Source organism: Helicobacter rodentium ATCC 700285, assembly GCF_000687535.1.
In the GTDB taxonomy this organism is placed as follows: Bacteria; Campylobacterota; Campylobacteria; order Campylobacterales; family Helicobacteraceae; genus Helicobacter_D; species Helicobacter_D rodentium.
In genome coordinates this window covers 1-13874 of sequence record NZ_JHWC01000016.1, presented here as the reverse complement: position 1 = coordinate 13874, position 13874 = coordinate 1, and the positions used below count along the sequence as shown (strand labels likewise).

The window sequence follows — 13874 nt, the reverse complement described above, 5'->3', positions numbered from 1 at the left end:
CAAATTTGTATTGACATTTCTGTTTAACAAAGCATTAGAATTCCCATAATTAGCATAAGCATTTGTTTGATGATTAACACGCATTAATATCCCCAAAAATAACGACTATGATTTCTGATGACATTATTTACTTCATTGATGACTTGCCTATTTTCCAATAATTTATTTGCATAATATCTATCCGCTGGTCTTGTATAGACAGGATTATATTGATTCATACCAATAATAGAAACGCTTACTTGGTTAGTTAGATGATTTAAGGTCGCAGAAACAACAGGAATATATTGTCCGCTCCCATTATCCACATTGAGCGGTAAAAGTTCGTTTCTGTAGCTTTCGTGTAATTTGTAATAAGCGGTATAAGATACTCTAGTGCCACCATTATTTACCATTCCATAATGATACATTAAATTTCCACGCCCGTTATTATCAAACAATGTTGCCCCACCTACAACTTGGCTCATCTCCTCATCATTTAAGACTTTCACACCTGCACTTTGTTCGTTAAACTCTCCATTAGTTGCAAGTGCGATGAAATCTACTTCTGCCAAGAGTGTGCTTGAGATTCCAAAGATTAATAAGAATCCTAAAATTAGCTTTTTCATTATTTCTCTTTTTTTAAAAGTTTAAGATTTCATTATAAATTACAGAATCTTAAAAATAAATATAAAATATTTTTATTTCCTTTCATTTCTTAAGGTTGTTACACAAAGAAACAGGCTTGCTTAAATGCCTCGTCCTTGCGAGATTTCATTTTTAAAGTTTTCTGTATGTGTGATGATAGATTGCTTCGTCTGTTCTGTTTTCCTGCAATGACGCGGAGACTCTCCTATTCGTCCCTCACAAAAAAGGTTATCGCACTTCAATCCTGCCATTATGGCGCACTATTTTCCCTTCTAGCTCATATTCAAAAAGGATTGCACCAAATCTTAAAAAGGCTTGTTCAAAGAGTGGATTGTTTTTGCAAAATTCCAAAATTTCATCTTTTGCTATATCTTTAGAATCTTGTTTTGTTTCTTCGCACAATCCAAGCGATTCTATCCACTCATCTATATCCCAAATGACTTGTGCCTTACCACTTTTAGCTAAACTCTGCGTACCTTGACTCTGTCCTATTTGATGAGGCAAAACAAAAATTTGCTTCCCCAAGCTTAACGCATAATTTGCGCTTTGTATTGAACCGCTTTGCAAATCCGCTTGAGGGATTATGACGCATTCCCCAAGACTGACTACCAACTTGTTTCGCTCCAAAAACGAAAAACGGCGTGGTTTATAAGGCGAATCAAATGGACTTAAAACAAGAGCGTTTTCATAGATTTGTTGAATAATTTTTGCGTTTGTTTGCGGGTAAATAATATCTAGGGAGGCTGGGGAAATCATTATTGTATTTGGCAAAGCATATTGGTGCGCAATAATATCTGTTCCAAGCGCACCACCGCTTACGATAACCATTCCTCTTTGTGAAAGTCTATGTGCAAGGATTTGAGTTAAATTTTGCGCATAGGGATTAGGGTTGCGTGTGCCAACAATCGTAATCTTGCGCCGTTGCAATAAATCTAAATTGCCACAATAAAAGATTCTTTCTAGTTTTAAATGCGATAATTCTTTAGGAATGGCTGGTAAAACAGAATAATCTCTTAAGAAACTCACAACATTTCTTTTAGGATTCTTTTTGCACAAGATAAATCACAATAGAATCCACAAAGCCATAACGCCGATACCCATCTGCTTCGCCCTCACCCTCAAACTCTTCTAATACTTCTTTTGCTGAATGATCTTGCAAGATTCTTACTAATTCTATGCTTTTGCCAAAACGTTCAAAATAACGCTTGATAGTAATTTTCCAATTCACATCAGAGTTTGTTAATGCTTGTTGAATCTGACTTAAATAAGCTATTTTTAAAAGCGAACCAATCTTATCCACCCAATAAGGAATCTCCATATATTCTCCAAAGACAACCATTGCGTGTTTTGCGTTTCCTGCTTGTGCGTAAGTTTTTGCCTCTTCGTAATATTTTAGAAAATCTTTGGTGAAGTCTTTAAATTGTTGCATTGAGCGCAAACTTTCAATTTCATCTACTAAAGAATAAACTTTTTTAATGTCTTTTGCCTCAATTGCGTTTAAAAGATTCTCTTTTTGTTGCATTAACACAATGCGTTCATTTGCTGCGCGTTTTAGGGTTGGAAAAACAAGCAAAATTTCTGCAATTTTCTTTGCCTCATCGTATTGAAAATTCTTTTCTAATTCTAGGAGATTGGTTAGCATACGCTCACCCACTAAAAGCACTTTTTTATATAAATTCATATCCCGCAAAAAAGAAAATTGAAAAGTTAAACTAAAATATTCTTTGAAGTTTTGTTTTTTGATTAACATATCGGCTTTTTCAAATACATCACAATTACGCAAAAGTTGCACAATTAATTCTTTTTTGGGAGTATTATTAAAAGGTGCTAGGGTTTGCTCTGCTAAACGTTTGTTTGTTCCTGCATTTTCCATAAGGAGTTTCTTGGCATTAAAAAATGTTTTATTCCAAATATTTTCTAACTTTTCATAGGCTTGGGTCTTGACTAAAAATTTCGTGGTTTGCAACATTTCATAGGCTTTTGTAAAATCCTTTTTATTGATTAATTCCAAAAAGGTTTTAACCCCGTCTTTTTGCGCAAGATAAAAGTCAAATTCACTTTTTTTTGCTTCATTTACAACAAAGGGTGCGGTAATCTCAACAGCCTGTTCTATTTCGTTTTGGTTGAGCAAATCAATGGCTTTTTGTAGAATCTCTGGCCACACTTCATCAAAGACTTTTGTCAAGGGGTGAATACTCAAAAAGACATTTTTGTTGATTGCCTCACGCGCACTCTTGTAGTCTTTGTTTTGTAGGCTTGTTTCTAGCTCTTCCCTGCCCTCGTTGTAATCAATAATCAAAAGTGTTCCATCTATTGCTCCAATGTATAAATACCCGCCCGAAAAAGCAAGTGAAGCAATACCTGCGTGTTCGTTTTTGATCTCCATTGCTTTGGAATTATCTTTTAGAGATAAAACATAAAGCGTGTCTGAACGCGTTCCAACTAGCGCATAATCTTCTGTTTCTGTAATTGCAATGGTTGAAGGCCAAAAAGCAAAGGGAAATTCCTGCGAAATAATTTTACCCTCTTTTAGGCTGAAGATTATGGAAGCATTGTTGCGACAAATAAGTATCAGTTTCTCGTCATTATCAAAAAAGCAAGAATCCTCCACCACATCATTGGTTGCAAAGTTGAAAGCAATTTTATGACGCAAAAGATCAAAAATCATTGTAAATTTGTCAAATCCACTAATGGCAATAAAATCTCCACTCTTAGAAAAGCGAATCGTAGAAATATAATCTGAACGCGCCATTAATGAGGAAATAGCTAAAAAGCTGTGTCCTTCATATAAAAATACTCTTCCATCTTGTCCGCCTGATACAAAAAATCTCCCGTCTTTAGAAAACGCGCAAGATTCCATATCGCCATCGTGGTCTTGCAGTGTTGCAATATGCTTCAAAGCAGAGCCATCAAGCTTTAGAATGAACGCCTTTTTTTCGCCCATCATAGGAAAGCAAAAGTAAGAATTGGGAGAAATTCCAAAGGCGTGGGAATAGCGGTGAGGGGATTCCATATCTTTAACCACTCGCAAACTTGATGCAATATGGAGATTTTGGTCAATTTCAGAAATGTAAAAAACATTATCAACACAAAATGTTGAATCTTTTACACGAGCAATACTTAAAATACTTCCTTGTAGCCGATGAGTTTCTTTTGGGGTTGTCATTATGAATCCCTTAAATTATATACTGAAAATATTTTAGCATAAATTTTTTATAGAATGGTTTATGGTGTGATAATTTCATTAACATACACAATCTCTACCCCGCTTTTAGTTAAATAATCCTCTGCGTTTTTGAGTGCCAATATTGTCTCTTTGTGTGGATGTCCAATCGCAATGGCATAACCTTTGGTTTTTGCTATTTTAACGGCTTGGATTAGTTGCTGTGTAATTTTTGGAATGCTTAATTCGTTGTCCAAAAATACATCACGTTCTAAAAATTTCTCTTGACAAGGATTGAGGGGTTTTTGAGAATCAGCATTGTAAAAAATATTTGTTTTGGTATGGGGAGTTGTCCTAGAATCTAAAAAGCTAATATTGTGCTTTGCAAGGGTTTCTAAAAGCAACTTCATAGATTCCAAATTTTGTGTAAATTTACTTCCTGTATGGTTGTTTATATAGGCTAATGTCGGAAAATCTTTTTTGATTGCTTGGATTCTTTTTTCAATTTTATCGCGTGAATCCCCTACAAACAACCATTCGTGTCCTTCTTGATAAAAATTTAATGCTTCAAGCGGCAAATGCACCATATAAAAGGGGGCAATTTCTGCAATCTTTGGCGTTTGTGGGTTGATTCTGCTTTTGGGAAATAAAGAGGGGGTGATTTTGTAATGGATTTTAGTCAAGACACGATATTGCGCAAGAGTGCCAATATCATCAATAATAATCGCAAGTTGTGGCTTGGTGCGTTGGCATTTTCTTTGTTCTTGTGTATTTTTTGTTGGGGATTCCTCTTGATAATCTTGTGTCTTTGTTTCATTCAATGACGTTGGAGAATCTAAATGGGTTTGTGTATCCTTTGGGGATTCTATTTCGTGCATCTGTTCCGGCGGTTCTTGAGCGGAACTTGCTTTAAGAGCCTCTAAGTTCTCTTTTAAAAAGTCAATATTTTTTTGGATTAATTCTGCATTGCTCTGCGCTAATGTGGCATTGGATTGTGTTTGTTGGGGAGATTCTGTATTTATTTTTTGTGGAGTTTTGTTTTGCTTTTGTGTTTTAGGGATAAAATTAAAACTAAGCAATAAAAGCAATAACGCAATAATCCCTATGGTTACAGGTTTGACTTTATCCATTTAAAAACTATTTTTCTAGCAAAATTTCAACTTCAAGCGTATTAAAATCTTGATTGGAATCGGTTTTAATATCTATCTTTTGCGCTTTTGTGTATTTTTTAATCACCTCTAAGATTTCTTGCTTCATCGCGTCCATATAAGGCACATTAATGGCGCGTTCGTGGGCTAAAATTAAAGTCAAGCGGTCTTTTGCCTCTTGCGCAGAGGATTTTTTACCCCCAAAGATTTTGTCTATCAAACTCATTTAAACAGCCTCCCAAAGAATCCCTTTTTGGCTTTTAATTCCAAATAAGGCACTTCCTCGCCCAAAATGCGTTTTGCAATATTTTGATATGCTTTTGCTGATAAGGAATCGCCATAAATTACAGGCTCACCGGTGTTTGTAGAGGAAATGATTTTCTCATCTTCTGGCACGATTCCAATCAAAGGCAACGCAAGGATATTTAGCACATCTTCCACGCTTAGCATCTCGCCTTTTTCTACCATTTCAGGCTTTAAGCGGTTGATGATGATATGCTTTAGCACTTCCTCGCCCTTTTGTGCTTTTTGGCTTTTTGCGTCTATGATTCCAATTACTCTATCGGCATCGCGCACACTAGAGACTTCAGGCGTAGAGATGATTAATGCTCTATCGGCTAGAAAAATTGCGTGTTCAAACCCGCCTTCAATCCCCGCAGGAGAATCTAGCAAGACAAAATCAAATTCCTCTTTTAATTTGTGAATCAATCCTGCCACTTTCTCTTTGTCCAAGATATTTTTATCTTTGCTTTGGCTTGCGGGGAGGAAGTAGAGATTCTTTGTTTTTTTGTCATTGATGAGGGCTTGGGAGAGGTTGCATTCACCCTCCATTACGCTTACAATATCATATACGATGCGATTTTCTAAGCCTAAAATCATATCTAAATTGCGCAAACCAATATCAAAATCCACCGCTACAACTTTTTTGCCAAGTTGCGCTAATCCCACCGCAAGATTCGCTGTTGTCGTTGATTTGCCTACGCCACCCTTTCCTGAAGTAATTGTCATCACGCACCCACTCAAACTATACACCTTCTTTGTAAAATAAGCTAAAAATTATAGCTTTTGCAGGATTTAATATAAATTAAATATAAAAAATTTTATAAATTTTAAAGGATATTTTGGAATCTTAAAAACCTTAAAGCAATGCAACACGCGCAAAGAAAAGCCAACCATTGCGTCATTGCAAGGCTTTGTCCGAAGTCTTGATGTGCATTTGCGAATAGTAAATTCACCCGCTTCAGCGCAAATCTGTAATATAGAATCTTGCTTTTAGGATTCCATTGTTAAAGATTTCTGTATGCCAAATTATGGATTGCCACACTTCGTTCGCAATGACGAAAAATCAAAGCGTCTGCCATTGCGTCATTGCGAGAAACGAACAAAGTGAGAGACGAAGCAATCTATAATGTTGCACTGCTTTAAAAATTCCATTGTAAAATTTATAGGCATATTAGATTATGGATTGCCACGATTCCACAAGTGGAATCTCGCAAGGACGAAGTTGGTTGATTCTCTATTGTTGCAAGAAGCAATACGCAATGATGCAGTAGAATCTTTTAGAATGGAATCAAAAAAGACTTGGAATATTTGCAAGGGATTGAATATGGTAACTTTTGCGGTGGATTTTGCAGAATCCATACTGCTTGATTGCGCTTAAATGCGCTTTTGTTCCATAGCCCTTGTTGTGCGCAAAACCATATTGCGGATATTCCTTATCCAAAGTGAGCATTTCCGCATCTTTCGCGCTTTTTGCTAAAATGCTTGCAGCACTGATTGCGTGGAGTTTGGAATCTCCTTTAACCAATGTTTTTAAATGTGGAATCTTAAAATTACAATTCCCGTCAAAGACAAAAAAGGGCGCATTGAGTGCCTCCAAAATCTCTTGCAAGGATTCCTTAATGCACGCGCTTAAGCCTTTTTTGTCAATCTTATTAGCACTGCTTTGCACCAAGTGAAAGTTTGCATATTGCTTGATTTGTTCTGCTAGAGAATCGCGGGTATTTTGGGATAGCACTTTGGAATCTTTGAGTTGGTTTAAGAGGCTGCTTGGGGGATTGTCAAGTAACACACCACAGACAAAAAGAGAACCCGCAATACAGCCGCGTCCCGCCTCATCAATGCCACAGATTGCGGGATATTGATTCAAAGGAATCGCAAGGGATTCTAGGGTTTGGTGTAAAGAATAGGGTAAATTTGCTAAAATAGGATTGTCCTCTAGCTTAGGATTGGAAGTAGGAATCTCTAAAGTGGAATCCCAAAGCGAAGAGGCTTTATTTTGGAGTTTTGCTTTAGCCATTATTCCAAGATAAGGCGCAAAACTTCCTTAAACTCACTCACAGGGTGAATACGCAATCCTTTTTTAACCTCTTCTGGGATTTCGTCCATATCGCGTTCAAAATTTTTCTTGGGAATCAATACTTCTTTCATTCCGGATTTATAGGCTGCAATTAGTTTTTCTTGCAATCCTCCAATAGGCAAGACTTTTCCGCGCAAAGTTAGCTCACCTGTCATCGCCATATCGCCACGCGCTTTTTTGTTTGTAAGCAGAGAAGCAATCGCACTAGCAATGGCGATTCCCGCACTTGGTCCGTCTTTTGGAGTTGCGCCCTCTGGAACATGCAAATGCACATCAAAGCGATTATAAATTTCGCTTGAGCTAGGTTTTAGTTTCTCTTCCTTTTCCTTGGGAGTTTGCGGAATGAGTTTGCAATCAATCTTCAATACCCCACTATCAATCAAGGACTTAACATAAGAATACGCAATTTTTGCGCTTTCTTTCATCACATCGCCTAAATTTCCCGTTAGATTCAAGTTGCCCTTGCCCTTAATTTTGAGTGCTTCTATTTTTAAAACATCACCCCCAACGCTTGTCCATGCAAGTCCATTGACCAATCCAACTTCTGCATTTTTGTTTGCGCCTTCAAATTCAAATACGATTTTGTCTAAAAATTCGTGTAGATTCTTTGAAGTAATTTGAATTTTCTCCTGCGGTGATTGTAAAATGCGTTTTGCGACTTTGCGTAAAATTTGTGCAATCTTGCGGCGGAGATTCCGCACCCCCGCTTCTCTTGTATATTTCTCTATTAAAAGTTTAATTGCGCCATTTGAAAAATTAATCTCACTATTTTGCAATCCGTGTTTTTTAAGCTCTTGAGGAATGAGATATTTTTTAGCAATTTGCTCTTTTTGGCTTGGCGTGTAGCTGTTGATATTAATAAACTCCATTCTATCGCGCAATGGAGCAGGAATCGCACTAATATCGTTTGCGGTAGCAATGAAAATCACTTGGGATAAGTCCAAATCAAAATTTGTATAATAATCCCTAAATTCCTTGTTTTGCTCTGGGTCTAAAATTTCTAGCAATACAGAGGAGGGGTCTCCGCGAAAAGAATTGTGAATCTTGTCTATCTCATCTAATACAACAACAGGATTCATTTCTTTTGCATCAATCAGCCCTTGAACGATTCTACCGGGCATTGCACCGATATATGTTCTGCGATGTCCGCGCAACTCATTGACATCTTCTAAACCGCCCAATGCGATTCGGATTAATTTTCGCTTCAAAGCCGTAGCGATAGAGTTTGCAAGACTTGTTTTGCCAACACCCGGAGGTCCATAAAAACAAAGGATTGTGCCTTTGTTTTCGTTGTTGCTTTTGCCACGCAACCCGAGCAATTCACGCACCGCAAAATACTCTACAATGCGTTCCTTTGGTTTTTCTAAGGCGAAATGATCTTTATTGAGCTGTTTTTCTACCTCATCAATTTTAAGGGGTTTTTGCGCATAAGAGCCAAAGGGAATCTCCAAAACCAATTCCACATAGTTTTGCAATAAATTTGCGTCTGCGCTATCTTGGTGCATTCTTGAGAGTTTGTTGATTTGTTTGGAGATTTCTTTATAAACTTCTTTGTTTAAAATGTTTTTTAGCTTTTCTAGTTTTTGGCGATACTCTTCTATTTCAGAATCTTTACTGCTATCCCCGCCTAACTCCTTTTGAATTTGCTTTAATTGTTCTTTTAGGAAATATTCTTTGTTGATTTTTTCCATTTGAGAATTAACTTTGGTTCTAATCTCTTTTTGAATTTGTTGGGCGCGGATTTCCTCCATCACGATTTCAATCAGGCTTAAAAGTCGCTCTTCAGGATTGTTTTCTTTAAATATTTTATAGGCTTGGTCTTTTTTGAGACGAATCGCACTAGAAATTAAATCTGCTGCGCGATTAGGGTCCATTGTCTCATTGATGCTTTTAAGTAAGTCTTGTGGAAAATTCTGCGAGATATTGTATAAATTTCGCAATCGTTCTTTTAAAACCGATAAGATAGCTTCAATACGCGCAGAATCAAAGGGTAGAGAAAGGATAGGCTCTATGCTTCCTCTTAGGGGAATTTTGGATTCTATATTCAGCAAATGTCCGCGACTTAAGCCTTGGAATAGGATCTTCACTCGTCCTTCAGGCAATGCTACGCGGCGCATTATTGCTCCAATGACGCCTACATCGTAGAATCCCGTATCGCTCTCTCCCACCTCACTAGATTTAGAAGCGGTAATAAAAACAAGTTTATCTTGGGATTCCATTGCTAAATCAATGGCTTTTAGGTTTTCTTCATCGCTTATAAATAGGGGTGCAATCATAAAGGGATATAAAAACATATCCTCTTCTACAATTACGGGTAAATTTTTTGGAAATTCTCCATAACGTTCTAATTGCATATTATCTCCTACCATTCAAACATTCTCTGATACCAAGGTGAATGAGCTTCTTGATAATACACTTCTTTAATCCAAGCATTTTCATCTACTTTTTGTCGATAAAATTCTGCGGCATTTGCTTTGCCTCTTCGCTCATAAAGTTTAATAATTTCTTTATTCAAACTCAAATTGGCTAACTCAAGCTTTAAAAGCATTGTATCTACCATTGGGCGGTAGCGAGAATAAGGATATTTTTGGTCAAAAGTCTTTGCTTCGTTGATGGATTGTTGCAGTAATTGCTGGTCGCGGAATTGCTTACCAAAGGCAAAATAATTTGCTTGTAGTTTTAAAAAATGCACGAAGTCAATATTGTCTGCACTGCCAAAACGTTTCATAAATTCATCAAAATAGAATCCTGCCAACAAATACTCTTCGTTTTGCATATGTGCGCGCCCTAAAATTAACATTGCCTCACTCAAGAGCGGTGAGTTTAAATGCTCACTTTGTAAGGACACAAAGTAGCTATCTGCTTTTTCCAAATCGTTATTGCGAATTTCTTTTAACATATTCTCATACCAATAATCGGCAGATTTATTGACTTCATCTAATGCTAAACCGCTGTTAGTTTTAGAGGAACAAGCATTAAAAAGCATTAAAAGACATAAGGCAAAAAGGGGGAATTTGATTCTTTTTAACATTGTATAGATTCCTTGAATTTTTAAATCTTTAGATTTGAGTATATGGATTTTGTCTTATTACAGCCAAAAAACCAAAAAATAGTCGTAATTATAGCGGATTTGTAAGAGATTTTATAAATTTTTTTAAATAAAATTGATTTTTTTGTTTTGATTGTGATAAAATCTCACGAAACTTTAAGTTAAGAATAGTTTTCTTACAATTTTTAACGCCAACTTGGCTTAAGGAAGGGCAATGGAATTTGTAGTAAAATCCCCGATTTTAGGTTTTGAGCATATTCAAAAGATGAAACTAGAGAGAATCGCAAAAGATGATGAAACTTTTATGCAACTAAAAAGTTGCGAGAATGATGGTATCTCTTTTACATTAGTGAATCCTTATGCTATGCGCACAGACTACGAATTTGAGATTCCATCTTCCATTAAAGCTCTTTTAGAATTAAAAGGCAAGACAAATACAGACCCACAAAATTCCAAACTTGCCACACTAAATATCGTCTGTGTTAAAGAACCCATTGAAGAATCTAGCGTAAATTTCTTAGCGCCTGTGCTATTTAATTTTGAAAACTGCACAATGGCTCAAGTTGTGTTAGAAAACTTTAAATACGAAAACTTTGGATTATCTGAACCAATTTCAAAATTCTTTGACTTTACCAAACAATAAACACACAATGAAATCCTTAATCATTCTAGGCTACGGAAAAATGGCAAAAGCCTTAGCGCAAGGCTTGAAAAGTCAATATAACATTGTAGTGTGCGGACGCAATCACGCAAAAATCCAAACCTTTTGTGATGAGCTAAGCCTAACACCCCTCTTTTTAGAAAATTCCACAATCTCTCTTACGCAAAACGATGAGATTCTGCTTTGCGTGAAGCCCTATGCGCTGACTTCTTTTGTGTTTAAAGGTAAAGCAAAATGTGTGTATTCTATCCTCAATGCCGTAAGCCTAGAAACCTTGAAACAAACCATAGAATCGGAAAATTATATCCGAGCAATGCCTAATATTTGTGCAAGTGTTGGGCAATCCATCACGAGTCTTTGCGGTGATTTAGCCTTTAAAGAGGAATCGTTTGCGATTTTTGATTCTATTGGTAAGAGTGTGTGGCTTGAAGAAAAAGATTTTGCCTTAGCCACTGCTTTGGGCGGGTGCGCACCGGCATTTTTGGCACTTGTGGCGGAATCACTGATTGATAGTGGTGTAACTTATGGCTTGAAACGCGAGGATTCTACACAGATTGTGCGCACACTCTTTAGCGGATTTGCAAAACTTTTGGAGCAAAATCACCCTACATTACTCAAAGAAAGTGTGATGAGTCCGGGCGGTTCTACGGCGCAAGGTGTAGCAACATTAGAAAAATATGCTATCAAAAATGCCTTTTTGGAGGCAATCCTCACTTCCAAAAACTTTGCCTAAAAGATTCTTTGTTTGCGAACTATTGCAATTTTAGGTGGTAGTGGGTCTGGCAAAACCGCATTATCGCTAGAGATTGCCTCTGCACGAAATTATGTCATTCTCTCATTGGATTCTTTAAGCATTTATAGGGAAATTGATATTGCAAGTGCAAAACCAAGCATTAAGGAAAGAGAGGGAATCCCCCATTTTGGCATAGATTTATTGAATCCCAACGAATCGCAAAATGTGCATAATTTTATCCAAGAATACCACAAAGCACGAGAATTTTGTGAAGCCAATCATCAACATCTTTTAATCGTGGGAGGCACGAGCTTTTATCTTAAGATGTTGCTTTGTGGAATCTCCCCTGCTCCTGCATTATCGCCCTCCCAAAAGATCCAAATAGAAGCTGCCTTACAAAATTTAGGGGATTTAAATGAAAAGTATCGCTACTTATCAAAAATAGATTCTTGTTATGCAAAGAAGCTAAAGCCTCAAGATTCTTATCGCATTCATCGCGCATTAGAAATTTATTTTTCTACACAAACAGCACCAAGTCTTTATTTTGAAAATCACCCCGCAAAACCAATTTTGCAATCTTGTGAAATTTTTGAAATCGTATTGGAGCGCGAATTGTTAAGAAAGAGGATTCAAGGGCGCACACAAGAGATGTTAAAAAATGGATTAATAGATGAGGTTCAAAAGCTTACAACGCGCTACGGATTCAATCATCAATGGGCTAAGAGCATTGGCATTAAAGAAACGCTAGAGTATCTCAATCCCCAAGAGAACGCAATGATAAAATCTCAATCTGCACCTATTACTTCCTTGCAATCTCTTTGCGATTCCATCTCGATGCACACAGCTCAACTTGCAAAACGGCAACGCACTTTTAATAAAACACAATTTCCGACACATTTTTGTGGCACAGCAGCAGACATTTATTCTCAAATACATTTACCCTCTTAAGAAGCTATTCAAGCAAATTTTTAATCTTTTTAAAGTTAAAAATAAATACAATAAGAACCATAAAAGCGGAGAAAGGGGAACAATATGTTTAAGCGTTTATCATTAAAGTTAAAAATTTCTGTGCTTGTAGTGGGGGTGATAGTTAGTTTAGTAAGCATATCTGGTATTATATTGTATTTTAAGGAAGATATGATTCGCAACACAGACGCTGAAATCCATAAAGCTATCAGTCAAGAAGTGGAGCAAAAAATCAAACTTGCAACAGATACCATAGCAGAAGCATTGGGAGAGCTAGTTGTAGGGTTAGATGAGCCTTCGCAGATTGCGATTATTGCAAAAGCAATTGAAAAATTCCGATTTGAATCCGATAAGAGTGGATATTATTTTGCCTACAAAGAACACACACCTGTGGCACATCCAACGCGTAAAGATTTAATTGGAAAATCGCTTTATGAAGCAAAAGATGCAAATGGCGTATATTATGTTAGGGATTTGTATGAAACCGCAAAAACACAAAAACAACAGACAAAATATGTCCATTTTTCTTTTAGCAAACCGCTTCCTGATGGCAGTCTTGGCACAGCGCAGAAAGTTGGCTATGCGGCAATGATTCCAAATACAAATAATATTTGGATTTCCACAGGCGTCTATACAGACACCTTAAGTGAATATGTTAATGGAATATCCTATGACATTATAGGTTTTATAAATTCGGCATTATTCAAGGCGTTTTTGATTGGAATGGTTATTTTATGTGTTATTTTGATTCCTCTAATTTGGACATTTTATAGCAACCTTATTTTTAGTGTGCGCACAATACAAAACGGCTTAACCCACTTCTTCTCCTATCTCAACCACGATACAAAAACAGCAAATCTGATTCAAATCAAATCCAATGATGAGTTTGGAACGATTGCAAAAGAAATCAACCAAAATATTCAAAACATTCAAAAAGGTTTAGAAAAAGATGAAACAGCCATTGCTCAATCTGCACAAACAGCTAAAGCAGTAGAAAATGGAGACTTAACAGCAAGAATCATAGAGAATCCTCACAATCCACAGCTGATAGAATTAAAGAATGTGTTGAACAATATGTTAGATGTTTTACAAAAACAAGTGGGTTCTAATATGAATGAAATCCATAGAGTCTTTGATTCTTATAAATCTTTAGACTTTACAACAGAAGTAG

The 13874-nt window shown here is 36.6% G+C and carries 15 protein-coding genes; 5 read left to right on the top strand and 10 right to left on the bottom strand.

Annotated elements, in window-relative coordinates:
• Positions 1–83 precede the first annotated feature (83 nt).
• From BS85_RS0109675 to minD, 7 genes are all read right to left on the bottom strand, one after another.
• On the bottom strand, positions 84–605 hold the full coding sequence (locus BS85_RS0109675; protein ID WP_026944612.1) for a bacteriocin: 522 nt from the start codon (positions 603–605) through the stop codon (positions 84–86).
• Positions 606–725: 120 nt separating this feature from the next.
• Positions 726–875: a hypothetical protein gene (locus BS85_RS11660; RefSeq protein WP_156938128.1), complete on the bottom strand. Its 150-nt coding sequence runs from the start codon at positions 873–875 to the stop codon at positions 726–728.
• Positions 853–1650 (bottom strand): DNA-processing protein DprA, encoded by a 798-nt coding sequence (locus BS85_RS0109670; RefSeq protein ID WP_051604781.1) that lies wholly within the window; start codon positions 1648–1650, stop codon positions 853–855. The genes BS85_RS11660 and BS85_RS0109670 overlap by 23 nt, the downstream gene beginning before the upstream one ends.
• Positions 1651–1660: 10 nt before the next feature.
• Entirely contained in the window at positions 1661–3790 is a 2130-nt protein-coding gene (locus tag BS85_RS0109665) for a WD40 repeat domain-containing protein (RefSeq protein ID WP_026944610.1), read from the bottom strand.
• A gap of 59 nt (positions 3791–3849) precedes the next feature.
• Positions 3850–4917 (bottom strand): divergent polysaccharide deacetylase family protein, encoded by a 1068-nt coding sequence (locus BS85_RS0109660; protein WP_026944609.1) that lies wholly within the window; start codon positions 4915–4917, stop codon positions 3850–3852.
• Positions 4918–4924: 7 nt separating this feature from the next.
• On the bottom strand, positions 4925–5161 hold the full coding sequence (minE, locus tag BS85_RS0109655) for a cell division topological specificity factor MinE (protein ID WP_026944608.1): 237 nt from the start codon (positions 5159–5161) through the stop codon (positions 4925–4927).
• The gene (gene minD / locus BS85_RS0109650; RefSeq protein ID WP_169734710.1) at positions 5158–5943 is read right to left on the bottom strand and encodes a septum site-determining protein MinD; all 786 of its coding nucleotides are present in this window, start codon (positions 5941–5943) and stop codon (positions 5158–5160) included. Before minD ends, minE begins: the two co-directional genes overlap by 4 nt.
• Before the next feature lie 275 nt (positions 5944–6218).
• Here minD and BS85_RS12125 point away from each other — a divergent pair, with 275 nt between their 5' ends.
• Positions 6219–6344 (top strand): hypothetical protein, encoded by a 126-nt coding sequence (locus BS85_RS12125; protein ID WP_281173586.1) that lies wholly within the window; start codon positions 6219–6221, stop codon positions 6342–6344.
• Positions 6345–6505: 161 nt separating this feature from the next.
• Here BS85_RS12125 and BS85_RS0109645 read toward each other — a convergent pair whose 3' ends face one another.
• From BS85_RS0109645 to BS85_RS0109635, 3 genes are read right to left on the bottom strand one after another with little or no spacing between them, the layout of a single operon-like run.
• Positions 6506–7234, bottom strand: a complete 729-nt coding sequence (locus BS85_RS0109645; protein WP_084310289.1) for a ribonuclease HII — start codon at positions 7232–7234, stop codon at positions 6506–6508.
• A complete protein-coding gene (gene lon / locus BS85_RS0109640; RefSeq protein ID WP_026944605.1) occupies positions 7234–9648 on the bottom strand; it encodes an endopeptidase La in 2415 nt (804 codons plus the stop codon). The genes BS85_RS0109645 and lon overlap by 1 nt, the downstream gene beginning before the upstream one ends.
• 8 nt (positions 9649–9656) lie before the next feature.
• Positions 9657–10325 carry an outer membrane protein assembly factor BamD gene (locus BS85_RS0109635; protein ID WP_034551612.1) on the bottom strand — a complete coding sequence of 223 codons (669 nt, stop codon included), beginning with the start codon at positions 10323–10325 and terminating at the stop codon, positions 9657–9659.
• 232 nt (positions 10326–10557) lie between these two features.
• Between BS85_RS0109635 and fliW the strand changes: the two genes are divergently transcribed.
• The 4 genes from fliW to BS85_RS0109615 form a co-directional block, all read left to right on the top strand.
• Entirely contained in the window at positions 10558–10986 is a 429-nt protein-coding gene (gene fliW / locus BS85_RS0109630) for a flagellar assembly protein FliW (protein ID WP_026944603.1), read from the top strand.
• A gap of 7 nt (positions 10987–10993) precedes the next feature.
• Entirely contained in the window at positions 10994–11737 is a 744-nt protein-coding gene (proC, locus tag BS85_RS0109625; RefSeq protein WP_026944602.1) for a pyrroline-5-carboxylate reductase, read from the top strand.
• A 12-nt stretch (positions 11738–11749) separates the two neighbouring features.
• A complete protein-coding gene (miaA, locus tag BS85_RS0109620) occupies positions 11750–12685 on the top strand; it encodes a tRNA (adenosine(37)-N6)-dimethylallyltransferase MiaA (protein ID WP_026944601.1) in 936 nt (311 codons plus the stop codon).
• Positions 12686–12769: 84 nt separating this feature from the next.
• Positions 12770–13874: cache domain-containing protein (locus tag BS85_RS0109615; protein ID WP_034551610.1), on the top strand; the 1105-nt coding region annotated here is incomplete at its 3' end.